This window comes from Rhizobium sp. P43, assembly GCF_056730705.1.
Map to the genome: position 1 here is coordinate 2,132,226 of NZ_CM161539.1, position 26,208 is coordinate 2,158,433.

The 26,208-nt window shown below is 61.0% G+C and carries 25 protein-coding genes; 17 read left to right on the forward strand and 8 right to left on the reverse strand.

Annotated features, from left to right (window positions below):
• Positions 1-3 precede the first annotated feature (3 nt).
• From lptG to rsmA, 5 genes are all read left to right on the forward strand, one after another.
• Positions 4-1,047 (forward strand): LPS export ABC transporter permease LptG, encoded by a 1,044-nt coding sequence (lptG, locus tag AC1PUL_RS10590; RefSeq protein WP_480468341.1) that lies wholly within the window; start codon positions 4-6, stop codon positions 1,045-1,047.
• Positions 1,047-3,380 carry an LPS-assembly protein LptD gene (locus tag AC1PUL_RS10595; RefSeq protein ID WP_480468343.1) on the forward strand — a complete coding sequence of 778 codons (2,334 nt, stop codon included), beginning with the start codon at positions 1,047-1,049 and terminating at the stop codon, positions 3,378-3,380. The genes lptG and AC1PUL_RS10595 overlap by 1 nt, the downstream gene beginning before the upstream one ends.
• Positions 3,381-3,510: 130 nt before the next feature.
• On the forward strand, positions 3,511-4,461 hold the full coding sequence (locus AC1PUL_RS10600) for a SurA N-terminal domain-containing protein (RefSeq protein WP_480468345.1): 951 nt from the start codon (positions 3,511-3,513) through the stop codon (positions 4,459-4,461).
• Positions 4,462-4,479: 18 nt separating this feature from the next.
• The gene (gene pdxA / locus AC1PUL_RS10605; RefSeq protein WP_480468347.1) at positions 4,480-5,502 is read left to right on the forward strand and encodes a 4-hydroxythreonine-4-phosphate dehydrogenase PdxA; all 1,023 of its coding nucleotides are present in this window, start codon (positions 4,480-4,482) and stop codon (positions 5,500-5,502) included.
• On the forward strand, positions 5,502-6,329 hold the full coding sequence (gene rsmA / locus AC1PUL_RS10610; protein ID WP_480468349.1) for a 16S rRNA (adenine(1518)-N(6)/adenine(1519)-N(6))-dimethyltransferase RsmA: 828 nt from the start codon (positions 5,502-5,504) through the stop codon (positions 6,327-6,329). Before pdxA ends, rsmA begins: the two co-directional genes overlap by 1 nt.
• Positions 6,330-6,346: 17 nt before the next feature.
• On the opposite strand, the gene AC1PUL_RS10615 is transcribed toward rsmA, so the two are convergent.
• The 8 genes from AC1PUL_RS10615 to fabD all read right to left on the reverse strand — a co-directional run bounded on the left by AC1PUL_RS10615 (position 6,347) and on the right by fabD (position 15,282).
• Complete coding sequence (locus AC1PUL_RS10615) at positions 6,347-8,536, reverse strand: methyl-accepting chemotaxis protein (protein WP_480468351.1); 2,190 nt, start codon at positions 8,534-8,536, stop codon at positions 6,347-6,349.
• Positions 8,537-8,690: 154 nt separating this feature from the next.
• Positions 8,691-9,338 (reverse strand): guanylate kinase, encoded by a 648-nt coding sequence (gene gmk, locus AC1PUL_RS10620; RefSeq protein WP_298462073.1) that lies wholly within the window; start codon positions 9,336-9,338, stop codon positions 8,691-8,693.
• 3 nt (positions 9,339-9,341) lie between these two features.
• Positions 9,342-10,232, reverse strand: coding sequence for a YicC/YloC family endoribonuclease (locus tag AC1PUL_RS10625; RefSeq protein WP_480468354.1), 891 nt, complete (start codon positions 10,230-10,232; stop codon positions 9,342-9,344).
• Positions 10,233-10,255: 23 nt separating this feature from the next.
• A complete protein-coding gene (gene mltG / locus AC1PUL_RS10630; RefSeq protein WP_480468556.1) occupies positions 10,256-11,479 on the reverse strand; it encodes an endolytic transglycosylase MltG in 1,224 nt (407 codons plus the stop codon).
• A 189-nt stretch (positions 11,480-11,668) separates the two neighbouring features.
• Positions 11,669-12,925 carry a beta-ketoacyl-ACP synthase II gene (gene fabF, locus AC1PUL_RS10635; RefSeq protein WP_185809968.1) on the reverse strand — a complete coding sequence of 419 codons (1,257 nt, stop codon included), beginning with the start codon at positions 12,923-12,925 and terminating at the stop codon, positions 11,669-11,671.
• Positions 12,926-13,057: 132 nt separating this feature from the next.
• Positions 13,058-13,294, reverse strand: a complete 237-nt coding sequence (locus AC1PUL_RS10640; protein ID WP_006727438.1) for an acyl carrier protein — start codon at positions 13,292-13,294, stop codon at positions 13,058-13,060.
• 275 nt (positions 13,295-13,569) lie between these two features.
• Positions 13,570-14,307, reverse strand: a complete 738-nt coding sequence (fabG, locus tag AC1PUL_RS10645) for a 3-oxoacyl-[acyl-carrier-protein] reductase (RefSeq protein ID WP_480468357.1) — start codon at positions 14,305-14,307, stop codon at positions 13,570-13,572.
• A gap of 30 nt (positions 14,308-14,337) precedes the next feature.
• On the reverse strand, positions 14,338-15,282 hold the full coding sequence (gene fabD / locus AC1PUL_RS10650; RefSeq protein ID WP_480468359.1) for an ACP S-malonyltransferase: 945 nt from the start codon (positions 15,280-15,282) through the stop codon (positions 14,338-14,340).
• Between the two features lie 209 nt (positions 15,283-15,491).
• Between fabD and AC1PUL_RS10655 the strand changes: the two genes are divergently transcribed.
• From AC1PUL_RS10655 to AC1PUL_RS10710, 12 genes are all read left to right on the forward strand, one after another.
• Complete coding sequence (locus tag AC1PUL_RS10655) at positions 15,492-16,535, forward strand: aldo/keto reductase (RefSeq protein WP_480468361.1); 1,044 nt, start codon at positions 15,492-15,494, stop codon at positions 16,533-16,535.
• A 126-nt stretch (positions 16,536-16,661) separates the two neighbouring features.
• Positions 16,662-17,600, forward strand: a complete 939-nt coding sequence (locus tag AC1PUL_RS10660; RefSeq protein WP_480468363.1) for a calcium/sodium antiporter — start codon at positions 16,662-16,664, stop codon at positions 17,598-17,600.
• Between the two features lie 315 nt (positions 17,601-17,915).
• Entirely contained in the window at positions 17,916-18,371 is a 456-nt protein-coding gene (gene rpsF / locus AC1PUL_RS10665; protein WP_006727432.1) for a 30S ribosomal protein S6, read from the forward strand.
• Positions 18,372-18,394: 23 nt separating this feature from the next.
• Positions 18,395-18,643, forward strand: coding sequence for a 30S ribosomal protein S18 (gene rpsR / locus AC1PUL_RS10670; protein ID WP_003502063.1), 249 nt, complete (start codon positions 18,395-18,397; stop codon positions 18,641-18,643).
• Between the two features lie 182 nt (positions 18,644-18,825).
• Positions 18,826-19,800 (forward strand): DUF2232 domain-containing protein, encoded by a 975-nt coding sequence (locus AC1PUL_RS10675; protein ID WP_480468367.1) that lies wholly within the window; start codon positions 18,826-18,828, stop codon positions 19,798-19,800.
• A gap of 20 nt (positions 19,801-19,820) precedes the next feature.
• A complete protein-coding gene (gene rplI / locus AC1PUL_RS10680; protein ID WP_480468369.1) occupies positions 19,821-20,396 on the forward strand; it encodes a 50S ribosomal protein L9 in 576 nt (191 codons plus the stop codon).
• 255 nt (positions 20,397-20,651) lie between these two features.
• Positions 20,652-22,148, forward strand: a complete 1,497-nt coding sequence (locus AC1PUL_RS10685) for a replicative DNA helicase (RefSeq protein WP_480468370.1) — start codon at positions 20,652-20,654, stop codon at positions 22,146-22,148.
• Between the two features lie 160 nt (positions 22,149-22,308).
• Positions 22,309-23,475: an alanine racemase gene (alr, locus tag AC1PUL_RS10690; RefSeq protein ID WP_480468371.1), complete on the forward strand. Its 1,167-nt coding sequence runs from the start codon at positions 22,309-22,311 to the stop codon at positions 23,473-23,475.
• Between the two features lie 72 nt (positions 23,476-23,547).
• Positions 23,548-23,802, forward strand: a complete 255-nt coding sequence (locus AC1PUL_RS10695) for a type II toxin-antitoxin system ParD family antitoxin (protein WP_298461979.1) — start codon at positions 23,548-23,550, stop codon at positions 23,800-23,802.
• The gene (locus AC1PUL_RS10700) at positions 23,786-24,100 is read left to right on the forward strand and encodes a type II toxin-antitoxin system RelE/ParE family toxin (protein WP_480468372.1); all 315 of its coding nucleotides are present in this window, start codon (positions 23,786-23,788) and stop codon (positions 24,098-24,100) included. Before AC1PUL_RS10695 ends, AC1PUL_RS10700 begins: the two co-directional genes overlap by 17 nt.
• A 3-nt stretch (positions 24,101-24,103) precedes the next feature.
• Positions 24,104-25,507: a DNA repair protein RadA gene (gene radA / locus AC1PUL_RS10705; protein WP_480468374.1), complete on the forward strand. Its 1,404-nt coding sequence runs from the start codon at positions 24,104-24,106 to the stop codon at positions 25,505-25,507.
• 88 nt (positions 25,508-25,595) lie between these two features.
• Positions 25,596-26,207 (forward strand): CvpA family protein, encoded by a 612-nt coding sequence (locus tag AC1PUL_RS10710; protein WP_298461970.1) that lies wholly within the window; start codon positions 25,596-25,598, stop codon positions 26,205-26,207.
• Position 26,208 lies beyond the last annotated feature (1 nt).

Genomic DNA, 26,208 nt, shown 5'->3' on the forward strand with positions numbered 1-26,208 from the left:
TACATGATCACGACGCTCTGGTTCTTCCTCGGCGTCATCTCGATCACCTATCTCATCGACTTCACCGAGACGTCCGGAAGGTTCGACGATCTCCCGGGTTATTCGGTCACGGGTGTCCTTTACCTAACAGCGCTCCGCCTGCCGCTGATCCTGCAGCAGACCGTTCCGTTTATCGGACTTTTCGTCGGAATGGCGACGCTGATTGCGCTCAATCGCAAGTCGGAACTGGTGGTGGCGCGTGCCGCGGGCATTTCGGTCTGGCAGTTCATGGCGCCGTTCCTGATCGGCGCGACCTTGATCGGGCTGCTGACGACGCTTGTCATCAATCCGCTCGCCGCCTGGGGCGAGCGCCAAGGGACGGAAATCGAAACGCGGTGGCGTGAGACTGCAGGCAGTGCCAAACCTGCACCCATCCCGTGGCTTCGCCAGTCGAGCGGCGATACCGACGTCGCCTTGGGCGCGCGTGCCGTGCTGGAGGATGGGACTTTGCTTGTTGATGCGGTTTTGCTGCATTTCGACAAGGATGGCCGCATCGCCCTGCGTCAGGACGCACGTACCGCGACCTTGAAAGATGGTTACTGGGAACTTACCGACGTGCTGGAGACGCGTGCCGGCGAGGTCCAGACGCGACTCGCTGAGGCTCGGGTTCCTACCAATCTCAACGAAGAATTCGTTCAGCAGCGCTTGGCCAGACCTGAAAGCGTTGCTTTTTATGAGCTTTTTCAGAAAATTGAGGTGGCCCGATCATTTGGGATAGCCCCCTATGCTTTGGAAACTCAATTCCATTCACTGCTTTCGATGCCATTCCTGATGGTTGCAATGACGTTGATTGCAGCAACCGTCTCGCTGAAATTCAGCCGTATCAACCAATCGAGAACGGTGATTCTCGGTGGAATATTGTCAGGCTTCGTGCTTTATGTTGTCTCTGTGCTCGTCAGAGCATTCGGAAGCAGCGGCGTCATGCCGCCATATGTTGCGGCCTGGGTCCCAGTTGTCGTAGCGATGGCATTGGGGGCAACGATTCTGCTTCACAAGGAGGATGGTTAGTGGCGGTAAAAGACCGCGGTAATATCAGGAGGCTCTCAGTAGCCCTGCTGACCAGTGTCGCTGTGTGCGCGATGGCGCCCGCAGCGCCTCTCGTGCATGCGCAGAGCCTGTCCGACTCCGCGTCGGCGGCAGGTAACGTCCCTGATGACGCGAAGCTGCTTCTGGCAGCCAATGAACTCATTTATGACCGTGACGCCGAGCGCATCGTCGCGAATGGCGCGGTTCAGATCAATTATTCCGGCTACCAGATGGTGGCCCGTCAGGTCGTTTACGACCAAAAGACGGGGCGCGTTACTGCGGCCGGCAATATCGAACTCGTCGAGCCGACCGGTAACCGCATCTATGCGGACTCGCTGGACGTGACGGATAACTTCTCAGACGGCTTCCTGCGAGCGCTGCGTCTCGAGACGACCGACAATACCCGTCTCGTCGCCGAGACTGCCGAGCGTGTCGGTGGCAACCAGATGATCCTTCATAAGGGGGTCTACACGGCCTGCCTTCCATGCGCAGAGAACCCAACTCGTCCACCACTCTGGCAGGTGAAGGCCGAGCGCGTCGTTCAGGATGGGACGAAGAAGACGGTTCGCCTCGAACGCGCACGCTTTGAACTGTTCGGCAAATCGCTGGTAACGCTGCCGTTCATCGAGGTGCCAGACAATACCGTCAAGCGGAAGACAGGCTTTCTGTTCCCCAGGTTCCGTTCGGGTGAGAATGTCGGCTTCGGGATTTCTGTGCCTTACTATATCGCGATCGCTCCCGACCGCGACGCGACGGTGACCGCGACGGGCTTCAGCGCCCAGGGTGTTTTGCTTGAGGCCGAAATCCGCCAGCGCTTCGAGACCGGTCAGGCTAATGTCCGCTTTGCGGGTATCAGTCAGTTGAACACAGACGAGTTCACAGCAGGGACCAGTGACGCATCGCGGGACACACGCGGTCTCGTTGCGTCAAAGGGCGAATTCAAGATCAATCCCCGCTGGACGTTCGGCTGGGATGTGATGGTTCAGAGCGACAACAATTTTGCGCGCACCTATGCCGTAGAAGGGCTCAACGCATCGACCAATACCAATGTCGTTTACCTGACTGGAATGGGTGAGCGTAACTTCTTCGACATGCGCGGCTACTATTTCGACGTGCAGGACGCCGATATGAACAACACGTCGGAAAAGAAGCAGGCCACTGTCCTGCCGGTGATCGATTACAGCTATTATGCGCCAGAGCTCGTCGCCGGCGGGCAATTGTCGGGCACCTTGAATTTCACTTCGCTGTCGCGCTTCTCAAGCGAATTTGCCGACCTCAACCGCGATGGTTCGTTCGATGTTTATCGTGGCCTCAAAGGCCACATGAACCGACTGACGGGCGAGCTCGAATGGGAGCGGACCTTCGATGGCCCAGGCGGTCTCCAGATCACGCCACTCTTGGCTGCGCGCGGTGACGCCTATGGCTTGGCGATGGATGCGCCTGGCAACTACACGGGGGGCTACACGACCGACGACGCGCCGACTCGTGGTATGCTGACGGCTGGCGTTGAAGTTCGTTACCCCTGGCTGATCACAACAGCCAACAGCTCGCACATCATTGAGCCGATTGCCCAGGTTTATGCCCGCAACAACGAAGACTTTGCGGGTCAGCTGCCGAACGAAGATGCTCAGAGTCTGGTGTTTGACGCGAGCAATCTGTTCTCGCGCAACAAGTTTTCCGGCTTCGACCGTGTCGAAGGTGGGACGCGGGCCAATCTTGGCATGCGCTACACCGGCAGCTTCGACAACGGCGTCGGCGTGAGGGCTGTCATAGGTCAGTCCTACCATCTTGCAGGGCTGAACTCATATGCGACCCAGGATCTTCTTGCGATTGGGGCCAGCTCCGGGCTGGAATCGGACGTTTCGGACTATGTCGCGTCAGCAGGTTTCGAGCTGCCGATGGGGTTGTCGCTCAGCGCCGGCATTCGTCTGGACGAGAAGTCGCTTGACGTTCGTCGGACCGACGTCAATGCGACCTATGCGCAGGACCGATTTACGACGAGTGTCACCTTCACCCAGGTCGATGCACGTCCTGAATACTCGTTCCGAAACGACAACCAGACGATCGCCACGTCTTCGACCTTCAAGGTCACCGAAAACTGGTCAGTGTTCGGGTCGCTGAACTACGACATCGACGCAGACAAGTTCAACCGTCGCAGCGTTGGCCTCTCCTATGCGGACGAGTGCACGGTGTTCTCGATCACCTATTCGGACAAGTATGATCCGAACGCATCGACGGCGAACGACTGGACAATCGGCGGCAGACTGGTGTTCCGCACCCTCGGCGAGATCAACCTGAGCGACACCACGTTCTAGTGAGTTTGTATCTCGGCGAGACAGGTCATTGTTTTGCCGCATGGATTGTGCAATCCGTGCGGCAGTTCTAAAATCGACTTGCCGATTTATGTCCGCAGCAACGAGTTCCGCTCCGGAGAAAGGATGACAGATGGCTAATGCGAAGAAGGGCACCGGACTGCTGCTTGCAGGCGTCATCGCGCTGTCTTTGAGCGTGAGCCCCACTCCGATGTTTGTGCCAGTCCCGGCTCAGGCCGCGACATCGGTGGTGGCTGTCGTAAACAAGACCGCGATCACGAGCGGCGATGTCAACCGCCGCGTCGCCTTCCTCAGACTGCAGCGTCGCACCGGTAATCTGCAGCAGATTGCCCGTGAAGAGCTCGTTAACGAAGCCCTCAAGCGCGAGGAAATCGCCCGTGTCGGCATGTCTGTCAGCACTGCGGATGTCGATGCCTCATTCGAGCGTTTTGCTTCGTCGAACAAACTTTCCGTTTCACAGCTGAACACCGTATTGGACCAGGCCGGCGTTGGTGCTGCGCACTTCAAGGCGTTCATCGCCGTCTCGATGAGCTGGCCGCGTCTCGTCAACGCGCGTTATGGCGCAGGCGCTCGCGGGCGACTGTCGAACCAAGATCTGGTTACCCGTCTTCTGGAAAACAAGCAGAAGCCAGTTACGACGGAGTACTTCCTGAAGCAGGTGATCTTCGTGGTGCCGGCTTCGAAGAAGGGCATCGTCGGCAAGCGCAAGGCGGAAGCCGAAAAGTCACGCGCCTCCTTCCCGGGCTGCGATCAGGCGATGGAGTTCGCCAAGAATTACCTCGACGTCTCGATCCGCAATCTCGGTCGCGTCATGGATCCGGAACTCCCGCCGGAGTGGAAGCCGCTGATCGAAAAGGCAAAAGGCGGCACAACGGGAACCCGCGTGACCGATCGTGGCGTCGAGTATCTGGCGATCTGCAACCAGCGTCAGGTTTCAGACGACGTGGCGGCAGAAGTGGTGTTCCGTGCCGAGGATATCGGCAAGGAGCAGCAGGGAGAGAATCCGGATTCCGAGAAGTATCTCGAAGAACTGCGCTCCAAGGCCCAGATCGTAATACAATAAACGGCGAAAGGCCGCTGCATGACCAATGGTGCCCTTCCCCTGGCGCTCAGCCAGGGTGACCCGGCAGGGATCGGCCCTGACATTGCATTGCAGGCCTGGCTGAAGCGCGACGCGCTCGGTGTGCCTCCCTTCCTCTACATCGGTGATCCCTCCGTCTTGCAGGTCCGTGCTCGTCAACTGGAGCTCGAGGTTGCCGTCGAGGAGACCGGTACGGAGCGTGCGAACGATGTCTTCTCTCGGGCGCTTCCGGTTCTTGGCATCCCCACCGGCGTTGACGTCTTGGCTGGCAAGCCGCATGTGGCGAATGCCCGTGGCACGATCACTGCCATCGAGACCGCCGTGTCCCTTTGTCTTGCAGGTCAGGTGCGCGCGGTCGTCACCAATCCCATCGCAAAGTCTGTACTCTATGAGGCGGGTTTCGGTTTTCCCGGCCATACCGAGTTTCTCGCCGATCTCGCGACGCGGGCCACGGGGACGACGGTCGTGCCTGTCATGATGCTCGCGGGTCCGAAGCTAAGGGCCGTGCCGGTGACCATCCACATACCGCTGAAAGATGTCCCCGACGCCCTCAATGAAGCGCTGATCGTGGAGACCTGCCGCATCGTTGCTCGCGACCTCAAGGCCCGTTTCGGTCTGGCATCGCCGCGTATGGCAGTGGCCGGTCTCAACCCCCATGCAGGAGAAAATGGTGCGATCGGCCATGAGGATGACGACATCATCCAACCGGCCATTCGTTTGCTGCGCGACGAGGGCATCGACGCCTTCGGTCCCCTGCCCGCTGATACCATGTTCCATGATGAGGCGCGCGGACGCTATGATGTGGCGATCTGCATGTATCATGATCAGGCGCTCATCCCGGCAAAGGCGCTGGGCTTCGACGACAGCGTCAATGTCACGCTGGGCCTGCCCTTCATCCGCACATCACCGGATCACGGCACGGCATTTGGTCTCGCCGGTAGCGGATTTGCCAAGGAAACCAGCCTCGTTGCCGCCCTAAAGATGGCGGATCGGATGGCACGCGACGCGGGCGCGTCCCGCTGATGGCTGCGCTCGATGGACTTCCGCCGCTGCGCGAGGTGATCGCGCGTCATGGTCTCGACGCCAAAAAGGCGCTCGGACAGAACTTCCTCCTCGACCTCAACCTGACCCAGAAGGTGGCGCGCAACGCCGGTCCGCTCGAAGGCGTGACCGTCATCGAGGTCGGGCCGGGCCCCGGCGGACTGACACGCGCAATACTCGCTCTGGGGGCGAAAAGGGTCATCGCTATCGAGCGCGACCCGCGTTGCCTGCCGGCGCTGCAGGAAATAGCAGACCACTATCCAGGCCAGCTTGAGGTTATCGAAGGCGACGCGCTGAAGACCGATTTCGAGGACCTCGCCAAAGGCGAGCCGGTGAAGATCATCGCGAACCTGCCTTACAACGTCGGCACGCAGTTGCTGGTCAACTGGCTCTTGCCACGCCAATGGCCGCCCTTCTGGCAATCCCTGACGCTGATGTTCCAGAAGGAAGTCGGCCAGAGGATCGTGGCGCGCGAGGACGACAATCATTACGGCCGGCTCGGCGTACTCTGTGGCTGGCGGACGGAGGCCCACATGGCTTTCGACATCCCGCCGCAGGCCTTCACGCCACCGCCCAAGGTGACCTCAACCGTCGTTCATCTGACTCCGATCCAAAATCCGCTCCCCTGTGATCCCGACAAGCTCGAGAAAGTCACGCTTGCGGCATTTGGACAGCGGCGGAAGATGCTCAGGCAGAGCCTGAAGCCGATCGGGGGTGAGTCTTTGCTTGCACGGGCCGAGATCGATCCTCAACGCCGAGCCGAAACGCTCAGCGTCGAGGAATTCTGCCGGCTCGCCAATCTCATCTGACGAAGCAATCGTGACTGTCAGGCAGCCTCGCGGCTGCGCTCGCGCGTTTCATTGGCAGGCAGCTTGAAGAGTGCAATCTGGCCATTCAGCCGGTCCGCTTCGCCAGCCACGCTCGAGGTAGCAGCACTTGCCTCCTCGACCATGGCAGCATTCTGCTGGGTGACCTGATCCATCTGGCTGACGGCCTGGCTGATCTCGTTGAGCGCGGCCGTCTGCTCCCTGGCAGCGGCGATGATGGCTATGACGCGATCATTGATCTGCATCACGTGGTCCTCGATGCCCTTCAAGGTATCGCCGGTTTCATGCACAAGCCGGACACCGGCCTGAACCTCCTGCCCGGAGCGCGTGATCAGCGTCTTGATTTCCCGTGCCGCACTGGCGGAGCGCTGAGCCAGCTCGCGAACTTCCTGGGCGACCACGGCAAAGCCCTTTCCGGCTTCCCCGGCACGCGCCGCTTCGACACCGGCATTGAGTGCCAGGAGATTTGTCTGGAAGGCGATTTCATCGATGACCGAAATGATCTGGCTGATCTGGCCGGACGACTGCTCGATATGATGCATCGCCGTGACCGTATCGGAGACGACGGCTCCGGATCTTTGCGTCGTGAGTGTGGCCTCACGCACCAGATGTCCGGCCTCTTCCGCCCGTTGCGTTGCGCTGGCCATGGTGGCAGTGATTTCGGTGATCGACGCAGCAGCCTCTTCCAATGCTGCGGCCTGCCGCTCGGTGCGCCGTGCAAGGTCGTCTGCCGCGAGCTGCAATTCCTGTGATCCGCCATACAATTGGCCCGTGCTCTGACGGATCGTCGACATGACCTGGCAAAGTCGCTCCATGGAGCCATTGAAGCTAGACCGTAAAGGATCGAGCGACGGCGCGAAGGGGTTCGACAGGCGGAAGCCGATTTCGCCCGAAGCCAGTGCATCGAGGCCATTGCCAAGTTCGGCAACGGCAAAGGCGATTTCAGCAGCCCGTTCGGCTCGTTCGCGCTCCGCTTCCTGTTCCGCAAGACGCTTGATGCGCTCCGCGTCCTCCTGCTCCTGGCGTTCCTTTTCCATCCGGGCCTTGGCAAGGGCAATGTATTCAGCGACGGCACGGCCCATCTGGCCGATCTCGTCTTTGCTGTCGGACTGGATAAGATCCACATCGACGCGTCCAGCGGCGAGGTCATTCATCGTGCGGGTCAGACGGCGCAGCGGCCGCACGACGGTGAGCGAGAGCGAGATTGCGAAGAAGCAAGCGAATGTCAGCACCGAACCCGTCATGCCCGCAACGCGCAGGAGATGTTGGTATTCCTCTTCGGCCATGGACTGAGCATCGACGACGATCGTCCCCAAGGTCTCGTTTTCGAGTTCCTTGAGGCGTTCAATCCGGCGGGCAGAGCGATCAAGCCATTCGCTGCTGTCGAGCGCACTGAGGTCGGCTGACAGCCCACCAAGCATCATCCTGGCCCTGATGTCTTCGACGGCCTCAGAATCCGGCGTGTGGAGAGATTGCCGATACCGCTCGCGATCGGTGTCGGGAAGCAGTTCGAGATACTGATCGATCAGCGATTTCTGCGAGCCGAACATGCCGATGAAGTCGAAATAATGCGCCTCATCAAACTTGCCCTCCGCGATGAAAGCATGACCAAGATTGCGCTCCTGCCCTGCCACTTCCTTGGCATTCATCAGGAGGCTATAGGCCATCATCTTGCCGACTATGCCCTTGGTGCCGGCCGCGAGCGAAAACTCACGCGAGACATTCATCAGCCGATGAACGAGATCGGTATAGTAAAGGAAGGCAGCCGTTGAGGCCAATGTCAGATTGTCCGTGGCAGCCCTGATTTCCGTTAGCTTTCCCAGGACCGCCTCAAGCTCCTGTTCATGACGAAGGAGTGTCGGGTCGCCTTCCGCCTTCATATCAGCGAGCACCTGATCCATCTTCGCCAATGCCGGCGCGGCCTTGCCGCGCACGGCCTCCAGCTCGGCCTTATGCTCCCTGCCCTTCGAGGCGAGCAGGCCCACAGCTTCGGCGCGTTCCCCCTGCAGAGCATGCACCAGATCGCCGATCACACCGAGGTCGGCGCTCACCACGTTGAGGTGGCGCGCATGTTGATAAGCAGCGAAGGTGGAGTTGATTTCGACATAGGCCAGACCGGCCAGTGCCACGAGCGGTATCGCCAGCGCCAAGGCGAGGCGCCAAGTCACAGAGATATTTGTCAATCGCATTTCGGTCCCCAGCATTTGACTTGCAGGAGACACACTCCCGCAACCATAGCGTCTCGCCGATGATGCGATTCAAAAGTTAAATATAAGTCATATATAATTCACGCAAGTTGAGCAATCAGATGATTTGCCCAGACTTGGTCGGACAGTATGGGGTTCAGGCGATCAGACCTTCGACAAAGTCGAAGAGACCGTGGCGGCGGTCGCGGCGCAGACGCTCGGCCTTGACGATCGACTGCACGGCGTCGAAAGCCGAGTTGAGGTCGTCGTTGACGATGACATAATCATATTCTCGCCAGTGGGCGATCTCGGCGCGGGAATTGTTGAGGCGGGTCTGGATGACCTCTTCCGTATCTTCGGCCCGGCGATGCAAACGGGACTGCAACTCGGCCATGGTTGGCGGCAGGATGAAGATCGATACGACATCGGCCGACATCTTCTCCTGCAACTGCTGGGCGCCCTGCCAGTCGATGTCGAAGAGCATGTCGCGACCCTCGCCCATCGCCGTTTCAACGGCTTCGCGCGGCGTACCATAATAGTTGCCATGGACCTGCGCCCATTCGAGCAGCGAGTCGCTGTCGCGCAGGCGCTCGAATTCGCGCTGGGAGACGAAGTGGTAATGCACACCCTCAATCTCGCTCTGACGACGCGGGCGTGTGGTGACGCTGACCGACAGGCTGATCTGCTGGTCGCGGTCCATCAGGGTGCGTGCAATCGTCGACTTGCCGGCGCCCGAGGGCGAGGAGATGACGAGCATCAGGCCGCGCCTTGCGATCTTGACGGATGTGGGGGCGGCAGCGGCCATGGACTACTCCAGATTTTGAACCTGTTCGCGGAACTGGTCGATGACGACCTTCAATTCGATGCCTGCGGCAGTGACCGCGACCGAATTGGATTTGGAACAGATAGTATTTGATTCTCGGTTAAATTCCTGCGCCAGGAAATCGAGCTTGCGACCGACCGGACCTCCGGAACAGAGCAATTCGCGGGCAGCATTCACATGCGCCTTCAGCCGGTCGATCTCTTCGCGCAGATCGGCCTTGGTGGCGATCATTGCGATTTCCTGATGGAGCCGGTCGCGGTCGAGGCCGCTTGTACCATCCATCAGGCTTGCAATCTGCGCTTCCAGCCGACGGGCAATCTCTTCGGGCGAACGCGAGGGATCGGCCTCAATCTGCAGGGCAAGCTCTTCGATCTTGGCGATATGCTCTTCGAGGATCCGGCGAAGTGCTGTGCCTTCCGTCATGCGCATGTCGGCAAGCGCGCAGATGGCGCGCTCGAGGCCACCCAGGATGTCGGCGTCACGCGTGGCGATCGCGTCCGGATCATCGGTCGCTTCGCGCATGTCGACCAGACCGCGGATCGACAAAAGCGTGTCGAGCCGCAGGGGAGCCGGATCGAGAACGTCCGGGCCCAGTTCGTCGCGCAGAGCGAGTACGGCTGCGAGTGCATCACGGTTGAGAACGGCCTCGACGCGATTTTCGCTCACCGTGACGCTTAGACCGATCTGCAGGTTGCCGCGGGTCAGCCGCTCGCCGGCGAGGCGCCTGATATCCGTCTCCAGCGCTTCGTGCCCCTGCGGCAGACGGGTGCGCAGATCAAGGCCCTTGCCGTTGACCGAGCGTAATTCCCAGGCCCAGCGATAACGACCGGACGAGCCCTCAACCCGGGCAAAACCGGTCATGGATTGCAGTGTCATATCCCCGCCCCTTAACGCCGGTCTCAGTTATTGGCCGTCGGATCGACTTCCGGCTCGACATCGAGGGTCGCAGGCGGCGTCTGGGCACGTTCTGCCTCGATCTTGCGCCAACGGCGTACATTCGCATTGTGCTCTTCGAGCGTCTTGGCGAAGGCATGGCCACCGGTTCCGTCGGCGACGAAGTAGAGGTCGTCCGTCTTCCACGGATGGGCGACCGCTTCGAGAGCGGCACGGCCGGGATTGGCGATCGGACCCGGCGGCAAGCCCTTGATCACATAGGTGTTGTAGGGCGTTTCCTTGCGGATGTCGGACTGATAAATCGGCCGGTCCGCCGGTTTGCCGTCGCCACCGAACAGACCGTAGATGATCGTCGGATCGGACTGCAGGCGCATGCCCTTGTTCAGGCGGTTGATGAAGACCGAGGCGACATGGGCGCGCTCGTCGTCCTTGCCGGTTTCCTTTTCGACGATCGAGGCCAGCGTCACGAATTCTTCCTTGGTCGTGATCGGAAGGTCCGGATCGCGCTTCTCCCAGATCTGGTCGACCAGACGCTCCTGGGCGGCGCGCATCTGGGCGACGATCTCGGCCCTGTTGGTGCCGCGCGTGAACTTGTAGGTATCCGGGCGCAGGCTGCCTTCCGGCGGCAATTCGGTCGGCAGGTCGCCTTCGAGCACCGGATCGGCGGCGAGCCGTTGGAACATCTGCTTGACCGTCAGGCCTTCCGGCAGGGACACCGAATAGAGGATCGACTTGCCGGACTCCAGCAGCGCCGTGATGTCCTTCATCGAAGCGCCGGCCTTGATCTCGTATTCGCCGGCCTTCAGCGTCTGACCATCCTGGAGATAGGTCGTGGTCACATAGCGGTAGATGCGCGCATCCGAGACAATGCCGTTGCGCTCGAGATTGTTGGCGATTTCGGCAAGGCCTGCCCCGCTGCGCACGACGAAATTCGTATTGGCGGTCAGCGGTCCCGGCCTCTGATAGGCGTCCATGACATAGAAGAAGCCAGCCACGGCCACGACACAGACGAAGACCGCCATGGTCATGAGGAAATTCAGGAAGATGACGAGCTGGCTTCGCGCCTTGCGCGAACGGCGCGGCGGCTGCGGCACGCGTTCGGGACGCAGCGCCTCGGTCGGCGATTTTGGAATGAAGGGTCCCTTGCCCTGTTGGGGTTCGGCATCGCGGCCGAAGGAGACACCGTTGTTCTGGCTACCGCCGTTCTGGCTGTTGTCGGTCACCGGCAATCCTTCTTTGTTTCGCACTCGCGGCTGTTTCATCCAGCAATGCGGCAAAAATCCGGGTCATCGTCCGGCACATCAGCGCCGGGCGTTGGGGAGATTTCTACCCGCAGACAGTGGCGGCGGGCAAGAGCAGTCCGCCGTCATCCCGTGCAATCGAGGGCGGCCGGCGCAACGACCGTCCGCCCGACCCGATCAGGCCTCGTAGCGCTTCAGCACCAAGGAGGCATTGGTGCCGCCGAAGCCGAAGGAATTCGACAGGGCGACATTGATCTCGCGCTTTCTCGCCTTGTGCGGCACGAGATCGATCTTGGTTTCGACATCGGGATTGTCGAGATTGAGCGTCGGCGGCGCGATGTTGTCGCGGATCGCCAGCGTCGAGAAGATCGCTTCGACGGCACCCGCAGCCCCGAGCAGATGGCCGATCGCCGACTTGGTGGAAGACATCGAGACGTTTTCGGCGTGGTCACCAAGCAGTCGCTCGACGGCACCAAGCTCGATCGTGTCGGCCATGGTCGAGGTGCCATGGGCGTTGATATAGTCGATGTCGGACGGCTTCAGGCCAGCGCGCTTCAGCGCCATGGTCATGCAGCGGAAGGCGCCATCGCCGTCCTCGGACGGGGCGGTGATGTGGAAGGCGTCGCCGGACAACCCGTAGCCGACGACTTCGGCATAAATCTTGGCGCCGCGTGCCTTGGCGTGTTCCAGCTCTTCGAGCACCACGATGCCGGCGCCCTCGCCCATGACGAAGCCATCACGGTCCTTGTCATAGGGGCGCGAAGCGGCGGTCGGATCGTCATTGCGAGCAGTCGACAGCGCCTTGCAGGCGGCGAAACCGGCAAGCGAAATGCGGCTGATCGGCGATTCCGTGCCGCCGGCGACCATCACGTCGGCGTCGCCAAGCGCAACGAGACGGGCCGCATCACCAATGGCATGGGCGCCGGTCGAGCAGGCGGTGACGACGGAATGGTTTGGACCGCGCAGCTTGTGGCGGATTGAGACCTGGCCGGAAGCCAGGTTGATCAGGCGACCGGGGATGAAGAAGGGAGACAGACGGCGCGGACCCTTGTCGCGCAGGATATGGCCGGCCTCAACAATGCCTTCGATGCCACCGATACCGGAGCCGATCAGCACGCCGGTGGCGCATTGCTCGTCATCCGTCTTCGGCTCCCAGCCTGCATCCTTCAGCGCCATATCGGCGGCTGCAACGGCATAGATGATGAAATGGTCGACCTTGCGCTGCTCCTTGAGCTCCATCCAGTCGTCCGGATTCCAGGCGCCTTCACCTTCGGTCGGGATGCGGCAGGCGATCTTTGCCGGCAGGTCCTCGACCTCGAATTCCGTGACCAGGCGGGCACCACTCTGGCTGGCGAGAAGCCGCTGCCAGGTCAGTTCCGTACCAACTCCCAGAGGCGATACCATGCCGGTACCGGTGATGACGACACGTCTCATCGTGCGAAGCCCACCCCAAATTCGTTGACCGAAGTCACTGTAAAGAAAGGTCCAGATACAACAAGGCCCGCTCATCGCGGGCCCAAGCGGACGGGACGGGCGTGAACCCGCCTTCCGCAGCAGTGTGATCGATCAGGCCTGGGCCTTCTCGATGAACTTCACGGCGTCGCCGACCGTCAGGATCGAGTCAGCTGCATCGTCCGGGATCTCAACGCCGAATTCTTCTTCGAAGGCCATGACGAGTTCGACGGTGTCGAGCGAGTCAGCGCCCAGATCGTCGATGAAGCTCGCGCCTTCGACGACCTTTTCAGCGTCAACGCCGAGATGATCAACTACAATTTTCTTCACGCGTTCTGCGATATCGCTCATGTCGGTATCCTCGACCTTCTAAAATTCAGAGGGAGCCGTAATGGCTTCCCTGCCCTGCATTCAGCCAGTGACGCTTTCGTCCCCACCAGCAAACCCTTCGGCCCTGACCCAGAGCGGTTTATGCAAACAAAAGCATAAACTTCGGCTCATGAGACGGAGCGACTGCTCACAGTCATGGCCCGCTTAACACGGTTTAAGCGCGCCGCAAAGCCAGAAATTCGCCCCTTCGCCTCGGTCAACATCCTATTGCGCAAGGGCTCTTTCCAGCAATTCGATCAGATCATCGCCATGCCGCCATTCACGTGCAGCGTCTGCCCGGTCATGTAGGCGGCTTCGTTGGAGGCGAGGTAGACGACGGCGGAGGCAACTTCTGCGCCGGTGCCCATGCGCTTCATGGGGATGGCTCCCATGATCGCATCCTTCTGCTTGTCGTTCAGCTTGCCGGTCATGGCGCTTTCAATGAAGCCCGGGGCCACGCAGTTGACGGTGACGTTGCGGGTCGCGATTTCCTGGCCGAGCGACTTGGTGAAGCCGATCATGCCGGCCTTGGAGGCGCAGTAGTTGGCCTGGCCCGGATTGCCGGTGACGCCGACGACGGAGGTGATGTTGATGATGCGGCCGAAACGGCGGCGCATCATCGGATGGGTCAGCTCGCGGGTCAGGCGGAAGACGGCGGTGAGGTTGACTTCCAGAACCGCATCCCAATCCGCATCGGACATGCGGACGAAGAGGCCGTCCTTGGTGATGCCGGCATTGTTGACGAGGATATCGACGCCTTCGAGTTCGGCTTCGGCCTTTTCGCCCAGTGCCTTGACCTCGTCGCGATCGGAAAGGTTCGCCGGGAAGATCTTGACGCGATCACCGAGTTCGGCGGCGAGCGCTTCCAGCTTTTCGACTCTGGTGCCGTGCAGGCCGACGATCGCGCCCTGGGCATGCAGCTGGCGCGCGATTTCTTCGCCGATGCCGCCTGTGGCGCCGGTCACGAGAGCCTTGCGGCCGGTCAGATCGAACATGATCGTTTTCCTTGTTGTTCGTTGAGGCTATCAGCCGTTGAGGGCGGCAAGAGCCGCGTCGATATCGGCCGGGCCGTTGACGGCCACGCCGTTGATGTTCTTGTCGATGCGGCGTGCGAGACCCGTCAGGACCTTGCCGGCGCCCACTTCGTAAAGCGTGGTCACGCCATTGGCGCCGAACCATTCGACTGTCTCGCGCCAGCGGACCTGGCCGGTGACCTGCTCGACGAGCAGATCAGCGATTTCTGACGCGGAGGTCACAGGAGCGGCACGCACATTGGCGATCAGCGGCACGATGGGGTCCTTCTTCTCGACCTTGGAAAGGGCCTCGCGCATGGCGTCAGCCGCCGGGCCCATCAGAGCCGAATGGAAGGGCGCAGACACCGGCAGCATGATGGCGCGCTTGGCGCCCTTTTCGGATGCGAGCGCTGCCGCCTTTTCAACCGCCGTCTTGCCGCCGGAGATCACCAGCTGACCGCCGCCATTGTCGTTGGCGATCTGGCATGGACCGGCTGCGGAGGCTTCCGCGCAGATCGCCTGCACGTCGCCATGTTCCAGACCGATAATAGCAGCCATGGCACCCTCGCCCACCGGTACGGCCGCCTGCATGGCATTGCCGCGAATGCGCAGGAGACGGGCGGTGTCGGCGATTGAGAAGGTGCCGGCAGCGCAAAGCGCTGAATACTCGCCAAGCGAATGGCCGGCGACAAACGAGACCTTCGACTTCAGATCCAGCCCCTTGGCTTCCAGCACGCGGATGACGGCCATGGAAACGGCCATCAGCGCCGGCTGGGCGTTGGCGGTCAGTGTCAGCGTCTCTTCCGGACCATTCCACATGATGTCGGACAGCTTCTGGCCGAGCGCTTCATCGACTTCTTCGAAAACGGCGCGGGCCTCAGTGAAATTGTCGGCAAGGTCCTTGCCCATTCCGACGGCCTGGCTGCCCTGACCCGGAAAGGTGAATGCGACTGACATGGGCGTTTCTCCCTTGGTTTTTTCCTGTCAATTCACAGATGGCCCTTGCGAGTCAAGCCTTGCCACTCTGCGGTACCCCCAGCAACTGACGATAAAACGGGGCTGCTCCACAGCTATCGGCATCTTGCGGTGCATCAATTTCTGCCTAAATTGCCGCTGAGCGTTTCCTGTCTCCCAAGACATTCTTTCCCATCAGAGGCTTCTCCCCCATGAAGATGAACCGGCTTGGCCGAACCGATCTCCTCGTTTCCGAAATCTGCCTGGGCACCATGACCTGGGGCTCACAGAACACGCGTGAGGAAGCCTATGCCCAGATGGACTATGCGCTCGACCATGGCGTCAATTTCTTCGACACCGCAGAGCTCTATCCGACCACACCGCTTGCCGCAGAGACCTATGCCGATACCGAGCGGCTGATCGGCGACTGGTTCGAAAAGACCGGCAATCGTGACAAGGTGGTGCTCGCAACCAAGGTTGCCGGCCCCGGTCGTCCCTATATCCGCGAGGGCAAGCCGATTACCGGCGCTGTGGTCAAGGAAGCGCTGGATGCCAGCCTCAAGCGGCTGAAGACCGATTATGTCGACCTCTATCAGATCCACTGGCCCAACCGCGGACATTTCCATTTCCGTGGCGCCTGGAACTACGATCCCTACAAGCAGGACAAGTCCAAGGCCTCTGCCGACATCGCGGAGATCCTGGAGGCCTTGGGCGATTGCGTGAAGGCCGGCAAGCTTCGCGCTGTCGGCCTCTCCAACGAAACGACCTGGGGCACGCAGAAATATCTGACAATCGCCGAAGCCAAAGGGCTGCCACGCGTCGCCACGATCCAGAACGAATACAACCTGCTCTACCGCCACTATGATCTGGATCTGGCGGAACTCTCGCATCACGAAGATGTCGGCTTGCTGGCCTATTCGCCGCTCGCCGGTGGCATTCTTTCGGGCAAGTATCTCGACGGCAAAAAGCCAGCCGGTTCGCGCGGTTCGATCAACGGCGATATCGGTGGGCGTCTGGTGCCACATCAGGAAGCGGCAACGCGTGCCTATGTCGACCTGGCCGCCAAGCACGGCATTGATCCCTCAGCCATGGCGCTTGCCTTCTGCCTGACGCGCCCCTTCATGGCCTCCGTCATCATCGGTGCGACGACCATGGAGCAGTTAAAAATCAATATCGGCGCCGCGAACGTGTCGCTGAGCGATGAAGTGCTCAAGGAGATCGCAAAGATCCACCGGCTCTATCCGATGCCGATCTAACATTCAGGATTTCGCTCGATCGTCCGTAAAGGGATAACTTGAACGAACGTGCTCTACACATTGCCTCAGTGCATCACCATCTGCGTACACGATCGGATCACGGCCTGAGGGCCACAGCTATAGGGGATGATTTTGGACTATATTTACGTACTTGGGGGTCTCGTAGCCCTCTACTTCGGTGCCGAATGGCTGCTTCGAGGCTCCATCGCGCTCGCCCATAAGCTGGCCATTCCGACGCTCATCGTGTCTCTAGTGATTGTCGGCTTCGGCACATCTATGCCGGAACTTCTCGTATCCGTGCGGGCCGGAATTGCCGGCTCCTCCGATATTGCCCTTGGCAATGTCGTTGGCTCCAACACGGCCAATATCCTGCTGATCATCGCCGTCTGCGCGCTGATCTACCCGATCACTCAGTGGGACAAGAACGTCAAGCGCGACACCTATGTGATGATCGCAGCAGCCGTCCTTCTGCTGGCTCTCGCCCAGTTTTCGACGATCGGGCGCCTCGCGGGCCTAATCATGGTCGGCCTCATTCTGGCTTATGTGGTGTATGCCTACGTCAACAGCAAGGGCAGTGTGCAAGCAACCCCTGACGAGGAGGTCAAGCACGAGACGCTCGGTGGCGCGTTCATGGCAGCATTGATTCTTGGCGGCTTGATCGCTCTCTTTGTCGGCGCTGACTTCCTAGTTCGCGGCGCCACGAACCTCGCTCGTAACTTCGGCGTTTCGGAAGCCGTCATCGGCCTGACAATTGTTGCCGTCGGCACCTCGCTGCCGGAGCTTGCCGCCGGCATCATGTCTGCGGTGCGCAAGCATTCCGACATCATGATCGGTAACATCGTCGGATCCAACATCTTCAACATCCTGTTCATCCTCGGCGTGACCTCTGTCATCCAACCGATTGCGGTCGCCCCGCGTTTCGGCAGCTTTGACATACCGGTCATGCTCGGCGTTACGATCGGCTTTGCCTTCCTGCTTCTGACCCATATGGGTGTTCGCAGGCTGACCGCCGTCGGCATGCTCGTTGCCTATGTCGGATATACGTCGGCGCTGGTTCAGATCTGAGCCTGAAGCCATCGCGCAAAAAACAAACCGGGGCCGCCGGCAGAAAATGCCGAGCGGCCCTTGCTTTTATGCCCAATCCGCGTATAAGCGCGCCGTTCACAACACCCGGTCCTCTGGCTGGTGGCTGAACGGAGGGCTGGCAGTCTAACAAGGTCTGCAGCAGGAACCAAAAGGGTTTCCGGTCTCCCGTGTCTCCGCTCTCGACCGTCTCGAACACAAAGCTTTTCTTGCCGCAGCCTTGGCTGCACAGGAGCAGTCTGTGAGGCTTAGCGCCGGATCCGGGTGACGACAACCGCAAGAAAAGGCAAAGCTTACATGGCTCTTTACGAACACGTATTCCTTGCCCGGCAGGATATGTCCGCTCAGCAGGTTGATGCCCTCGTCGAACAGTACAAGGGTGTCATCGAAGCTAATGGCGGCAAGGTCGGGCGCGTAGAAAACTGGGGCCTCAAGTCCCTGACCTACCGCATCAAGAAGAACCGCAAGGCTCACTACGCCCTCATGGACATCGATGCTCCGGCACCGGCCGTCCATGAAATGGAGCGCCAGATGCGCATCAACGAAGACGTTCTTCGTTACATGACCATCGCTGTCGAAGCCCACGAAGAAGGCCCGTCTGCCATGATGCAGAAGCGCGATCGTGACGACCGTCCGCGTCGTGACGGCGACGATCGTGGCCCGCGCCGCGACTTCGGCGATCGTGGTCCGCGTCCGGACCGTGGCCCCCGTGAAGGTGGCTTCGAGCGCCGTCCGCGCGAAGACCGCGCGTAATCTGAGCAATAGGAGAACACACAATGGCTGATGCATCCTCTTCTCAGGCCCGTCGTCCCTTCCATCGTCGTCGCAAGACCTGCCCCTTCTCGGGCGCGAATGCTCCGAAGATCGACTACAAGGATGTCCGTCTCCTGCAGCGCTACATTTCCGAGCGCGGCAAGATCGTTCCGTCCCGTATCACTGCAGTTTCGCAGAAGAAGCAGCGCGAACTGGCCCAGGCCATCAAGCGCGCCCGTTTCCTCGGCCTGCTGCCCTACGTCGTCGCCTAATCTGATCCGAAGCCTGCCGGTCCCCGACCGGCGGGCTTCATCCCTTCCGCGTTGGGCGCGGATCGGAACCGACTGCCCGATGGCGCGTGCCCGCGACGTCAGGTGAAATCCCATGTTGGGGATGCTGTTGCGCAGCCGCGCAAAGCCCCTCCCCTAACTGCTAGAACCAGCAGGACAGCGACGTGCAAAAACTGGATGCGAAATTGCTGATGACCGGCTTTGTTGCCGGTGTTACCGCCGCCCTGCTCGTGCTGGGTGCTTCGGCGCAGCCGACACTTGCCTCCATTCTCTATGCCGCCTCGGCGCTTCCCGTTCTCATCGTCGGCCTTGGCTGGGGCAATGTCGCCTCGATCACGGCGATCGTGACGGCAGCGCTGCTCGGCATCGTCAGCGTCTCGCCGATGTTTGCCTTCGGCATGGCCATTTTCACGCTGGCGCCTGCCGGCTGGCTTGCGCATCTGTCCAGCCTGGCGCGCCCTGCGTCCGAGATCGGCGGCCCCGACCACCTGATGGCCTGGTATCCGCTTTCTGACATCCTGCTGCAGCTCTGCGCCTTCGTGTCGATCGCGGTCGTCGTGCTCGGCGTGATCATCGGCTTTGGCCCCGAATTCACCGCTCAGCTGGTCGATGCTATGACCCAGGCGATGAACACGCAGGACCCGCTGATGGCGCCGGACGCTGCAGCGCTTGAGCAGCTCAAAGGCAGCATGGTCATCCTGCTGCCGATCATTCAGGGCGGCACCTGGGTGCTGCTGCTGACCATGATGTATTACATCGCCATGCGCATCGTGACGGCTTCGGGCCGCAACAAGCGTCCGCGCGAAGATTTCCCCTCGGCGCTCAGGATGAACCGCAATACGGTTTTCGTCTTCCTCGCCGGGATCATCGCCTGCTTCATGGGCGGGGTGCCGGCGATGATCGGTGCCGTGATCTGCGGCACATTCGGTGCCGGCTTCCTGTTAGCGGGTTTTGCCTCGCTGCATCACAAAACGCGCGGCAAGGAATGGCGGCTGCCGGCCCTGATCCTCGCCTACCTCTCTTCGATCATGCTGCTGCCCCTCATGGTCCCCCTCATCATCGGCCTTACCGACACCCGGCGGACCGTTGCACTCACGCCGGCCGGCAAGGCCGACACCGACAAAAACGAAACTGACTGAAAACTGAAAGGAACACGACAATGCAGGTCATTCTTCTCGAACGCATCGCAAAGCTCGGCCAGATGGGCGAAACCGTGAAGGTTCGCGATGGCTTCGCCCGTAACTTCCTGCTGCCGCAGGGCAAGGCGCTGCGCGCCAATGAAGCCAACAAGAAGCGTTTCGAAGCCGAGCGCGCCACGCTCGAAGCCCGTAACCTTGAGCGCAAGTCCGAAGCCCAGAAGGTTGCCGACGCTCTCGCCGGCAAGTCCTTCATCGTCGTCCGTTCGGCTGGCGAAACCGGCCAGCTCTACGGTTCGGTCGCTGCCCGTGACGTCGTCGAAATCCTGGCCGCCGAAGGCTTCAACATCGGCCGCAACCAGGTCGAGCTGAACACCCCGATCAAGTCGATCGGCCTGCACCAGGTCACCCTGCACCTGCATTCGGAAGTCGAGCTGACCGTCGAGCTCAACGTTGCCCGTTCGGCCGAAGAAGCCGAGCGCCAGGCCAAGGGCGAAAGCCTGACGTCGGCCGACGCCATCTACGGCGTTGACGAAGATGCCCTGCGTCCGGAAGACTTCTTCGATCCGGAAGCTGATCGCGACGGCGACGACGCCTGATTTTTTCGGCCCCAAGCTGACGCGAAACGCCCGGATTTTTCCGGGCGTTTTTCGTATGTGCTCTGCTAAAATATGACACCCCAAGGCCGATTCGTTGAATGTCACAGTCAATCGAAAAGATCGGATCCTTGAGCTTTTTCTGAAGTCGCGATGAGGCGCCTGTGAATCAATGTGGGTTGCTGCGCGAGCCATTTCGCCGCCCTGCGTTCTCGCTATGGTGCAGCCACCGCCGACACATGGATTGGATGCGAACGAATGAACGATGCTGCGCGCAAACTGAGCCCGGTCCAGCCGACTGAGCCGCTCTACCGGGAGGCTCCGAACAACATCGAAGCCGAACAGGCTTTGCTCGGCGCCATTCTCGTCAACAACGATGCCTTCTATCGCGTTTCGGACTTCCTGAAGCCCGAGCATCTCTATGAGCAGCTGCACCGGAAGATCTTCGAGGTTGCCTCCGAGATCATCCGTATGGGCAAGACAGCGAACCCGGTTACCATCAAGACCTTCCTGCCGGCCGACCAGAAGGTCGGCGACCTGACGGTCGCGCAATATCTCGCGCGCCTGGCTTCCGAAGCCGTCACGATCATCAATGCGGAAGATTATGGTCGCGCTATCTATGACCTTGCGCTGCGCCGCTCGCTGATCCAGATCGGCGAGGACGTCGTCAACATCGCTTATGACGCGCCGCTCGACATGCCGCCCCAGGCGCAGATCGAAGACACCGAGCGCCGCCTCTTTGCGCTGGCCGAAAACGGCCGCTACGACGGCGGATTCCAGTCCTTCTCGGATGCTGTCGCCCAGGCCGTCGACATGGCGGGGGCGGCCTTCGAACGCGATGGTAATCTCTCGGGCATTTCGACCGGCATCATGTCGCTCGATGCCAAGATGGGTGGTCTTCAGCGCTCCGACTTGATCGTGCTTGCCGGTCGCCCGGGTATGGGCAAGACCTCGCTTGCCACCAACATCGCCTGGAACATCGCAGCCGCCTACGAACCGGAAGTGCTGCCGGATGGCTCGTTCAAGGCGAAGAACGGCGGCGTCGTCGGCTTCTACTCGCTCGAAATGTCGGCCGAACAGCTCGCCACCCGTATCATGTCCGAGCAGACGGAAGTGTCGTCATCGAAGATCCGCCGCGGTGACATCACCGAGCACGAATTCGAAAAACTGGTCGGTTTCAGCCAGACCATGCAGAAGGTGCCGCTGTTCATCGACCAGACCGGTGGTATCTCGATCGCCCAGCTAGCAGCCCGCGCCCGCCGCCTGAAGCGCCAGCGCGGCCTCGACTTCCTCGTGGTGGACTATATCCAGCTGATGACGGGCGCCGGCAAGGCGGGCGAAAACCGCGTGCAGGAAATCACCCAGATCACGACCGGTCTGAAGTCGCTCGGCAAGGAGTTGAACGTTCCGATCGTCGCCCTTTCGCAGCTTTCGCGTCAGGTGGAAAGCCGCGAAGACAAGCGTCCGCAGCTCTCCGACCTTCGTGAATCGGGTTCGATCGAGCAGGACGCCGACGTCGTGCTCTTCGTGTTCCGCGAGGAATATTACGTGAAGAACCTGGAACCCCGCGATCCGGCCGATCCCAAGTATCCGGAATGGGAAGCGCATATGGAGAAGGTCAAGGGCACGGCCGACGTCATCATCGCCAAGCAGCGACACGGACCGACCGGTACGGTCAAGCTCGCCTTCCAGTCGGAATTCACCCGCTTTGCGGATCTCGCCGAGCCGAGTTTCATTCAGTACGAAGAACCTTGAGACAGAGGGCGCCCCTGAGGCGCCCTTTCCGCATATGCGCCAACGGCGGGCAACCACGACCGGACAAGCTGTGCATAGCAGCATAATATCGGGCCGCCGCATTTTCGTCTTGAAGAAAAGTGCTAGGGTCGGCCCACCGATCAACCAACTCGAAGCCTTCATGACAGACCGTTTCACCATCCTCGATGCGCCGGAGGAGTTTCTTTCGGCACCCCTGCGCCTGACCGTCGATCTCTCGGCGATCGCCGACAACTGGCGGGAGATGGCGCGGCGTTCGGCCAAGGCCCGGACGGCCGCCGTCGTCAAGGCAGATGCATATGGGCTCGGGATCGAGGATGTCGGCCAGGTGCTCTACCGCGCAGGTGCCCGCGACTTCTTCGTCGCCGTGCCATCCGAAGGTGCAACGCTTCGACCCTATGCGCCGGAAGCCCGGATCTTCGTTCTCTCCGGTATCTGGCCTGGCCAGGAAGAGATCTTCTTCGAGCATGACCTGGTGCCGGTGATCGCGTCCGAAGAACAGCTTGCCTTCTGGATGGCGGTGCTGACCGAGCGCGGCCCCTACCCTTGCGCGCTGCATGTCGACACCGGCTTCAACCGGCTCGGCCTGCCGATGGCGGAAGCCATCGCGCTTGTCGATGACGTCTCGCGGCCAGCAAGCCTCGATCCGGTGCTGGTCATGAGCCATCTTGCCTGTGGCGATGATCCATCCTCGCCGATGAACCGCCAGCAACTCGAGAAATTTCGGGAGGTTAGCGCGGCTTTCGAAGGTGTTGATTCCAGTCTCTCGGCATCGGCCGGCATCTTCCTCGGGTCCGATTACCACTTCGACCTGACCCGTCCGGGTATCGCGCTTTACGGCGGCGAGGCGGTGAACGGCGCGAAGAACCCGATGCAGCCGGTGGTCAAGGCCGAGGCGCGCATTCTGCAGATCCGCAACGCCAAGGCCGGCGAAAGCGTCTCTTACGGCGCAACCCATGTGCTTTCCCGCGACAGCCGCCTTGCGGTCGCAAGCGTCGGTTACGCCGACGGCTATCTGCGCAATCTCTCCGGCTCCGGGATTCCGCTGCGCGATACCGGTCTCTCAGGCGCAGCGGGCGTCATCGGTGGTAAACGCGTGCCGGTCGTCGGGCGGGTCACCATGGATCTCACCATCTTCGACATCACCGATCTCCCCGCGGGTGCCGTGCGCAGCGGCGACTATGTCGAACTCCTCGGCCCCTCCATGCCGCTCGACGAGGTCGCCCGCGCGGCGTGCACGATCGGCTATGAGATGCTGACCGGGCTTGGTCTGCGCTACGAGCGGATGTATCTCGAAGGGGAGGACTGAGGTCTGGCGCGGGCGGATTTGTTCTGCTATTGTTCCAATCCTCTCGGTCAATTTCATGATGGAGTTCAGACGATGCAGCGCATTCAATTGAGCGCCAGAGACGCGGAGTTCGTGGCGGAGCAACTGAGTTCCGGCCTCTATGAGACAGTCGATGCGGTGGTTGCTGCTGGTCTGGAACTGCTGCGTGAACGGGAAGATGCCGAACTTCGTCAGTTTATTCAGGAGGGGCTTGATGATGTCGAGGCCGGTCGAGTTCACACCTACGAGAACGCGGAGGATCTGCTTGCGGACATCAAACGGGGTCTGATCGATGCCCACCAGCCGTAAGGTGAAGTGGACCACCGCCGCCAGAGACGATCTCCGTTCGATTTATTCCTACATAGCCCAATTCGATCCTGCCTTGGCGGATGCATTCGTCATCGGACTCTACCAGAAGATCGAAGCATTGGCTCAACTCGGTCTTACTGGGATAAAAACGGACCATTTGCGTGACGATATTCGTGCCTTCACGTTCAAGGAGCGCCGGTTCTTCATTCGCGTCTCCGACAAGACGATAACCGTCCTTCGTGTGAAGCACGGCCGCCAGAACATCTCCCCCGACGATTTCCCCGAAAGCGATACGTAATTCATGGCCAAAGCCAAGACCCAGTTCGTCTGCCAAAACTGTGGCACCGTTCACACCCGCTGGGCGGGCAAATGTGATGGCTGCGGCGAATGGAACACCATCGTCGAGGAAGATCCGATGGGCGGGATCGGGTCGGGCCCCGGCAAGGTGCCGAAGAAGGGCCGGCCCGTCACCCTCACATCGCTCTCCGGCGAGATCGAGGAGGCGCCGCGCATTCCGACCGGCATGGGAGAACTCGATCGGGCGACCGGCGGCGGCTTCGTGCGGGGTTCGGCCGTGCTGATCGGCGGCGATCCCGGCATCGGCAAGTCGACGCTTCTGATGCAGGCGGCCGCCGCGCTGTCCCGCAGGGGCCATCGCGTTATCTATGTCTCCGGCGAAGAAGCCGTGGCGCAGGTCCGGCTTCGGGCGCAGCGTCTGGGAGCTGCCGATACCGACGTGCTGCTGGCGGCCGAGACCAATGTCGAGGACATCCTGGCGACGCTTGCGGAAGGCAAGCGGCCGGACCTTGTGATCATCGATTCGATCCAGACGCTGTGGAGCGATACCGCCGACAGCGCGCCGGGGACCGTGACCCAGGTGCGCACCGGCGTGCAGGCGATGATCCGCTATGCCAAGCAGACCGGGGCGACCATGGTGCTGGTCGGTCACGTGACCAAGGAAGGCCAGATCGCCGGCCCCCGCGTCGTCGAACACATGGTGGATGCCGTCCTTTATTTCGAAGGCGATCGCGGCCATCACTACCGTATCCTGCGCACCGTCAAGAACCGCTTCGGGCCGACCGACGAAATCGGTGTCTTCGAGATGTCGGACAAGGGGCTGCGCGAGGTTGCCAATCCATCCGAACTTTTCCTCGGCGAACGCAATGAGAAAGCCCCGGGTGCGGCTGTCTTCGCGGGCATGGAGGGCACCCGCCCGGTGCTGGTCGAGGTGCAGGCTCTGGTGGCGGCCACGTCGCTCGGCACGCCCCGCCGTGCCGTCGTCGGGTGGGATTCGTCCCGGCTCGCCATGATTTTGGCGGTATTGGAGGCGCATTGCGGGGTCAGGCTCGGGCAGCACGACGTCTATCTGAACGTTGCCGGCGGCTACCGGATCAGCGAACCGGCGGCCGACATGGCGATTGCTTCGGCACTGGTTTCGTCGCTGGCCGGTCTTGCCCTTCCGGCCGATTGCGTCTATTTCGGCGAAGTCAGTCTGTCGGGGGCTGTGAGGCCGGTGGCCCACACGGCCCAGAGGCTGAAAGAGGCGGAAAAGCTCGGTTTCTCCGCTGCGGTCTTGCCGGCTGCTTCAGCGGACCTTCCCAAGGGTTCGAAGGGCAAATGGAGGGAAGTGGACAGCCTTCCCGATCTCGTGGCGCGGATCGCCGGTTCCCGGCTGAAAGCCCCCGCGGATCAGGAGGACGGTTGAACCGGTCCGACGCGTGACCCCACGCGTTCCGGCGGAATCGCGGTGACATCAATGCCGGCCTTCGCCGGCGGCCTTGGAGTTGGTATTTATGCCCATCACAATTTTTGACGGTATCGTCATCGGCGTCGTCTTGTTTTCGGCGGTGCTGGCGATGGTGCGCGGCTTCTCGCGCGAAGTGCTGTCCATCGCAAGCTGGGCGGGCTCGGTGGCTGCCGCCTATTACCTCTATCCCGTGCTCGTCCCCTATCTGATGAACTACACGAGCGACGAACGCATCGCGATGGCCGGCTCGGCCGGCATCATCTTCCTGATCGCGCTGATCGTCATCTCCTTCATCACCTCGCGCATTGCCGACTTCATCATCGACAGCCGGATCGGCGCACTCGACCGCACGCTGGGCTTCCTGTTCGGCGCTGCGCGCGGCCTTCTGCTGCTCGTCGTCGCTGTTGCCTTCTGGAACTGGTTGATCAACGAGCCGCAGCGTCCGGACTGGGTCAACAATTCCAAGTCCAAGCCGTTCCTCGACGCGCTCGTGGTCAAGCTGGAGGCCGTTCTTCCGCAGGACATCGAGCCGCAGATCCGCGAGCGTATCCTGGGTCGTGAGGCGAATGAAGCCGGCACCTCCGGCGAGACGGCTCCGGCCGAACAGGCCCCCGCCGATCAGGCACCGGCCGCCGTTACGCCTGCACCGAGCAATTGAT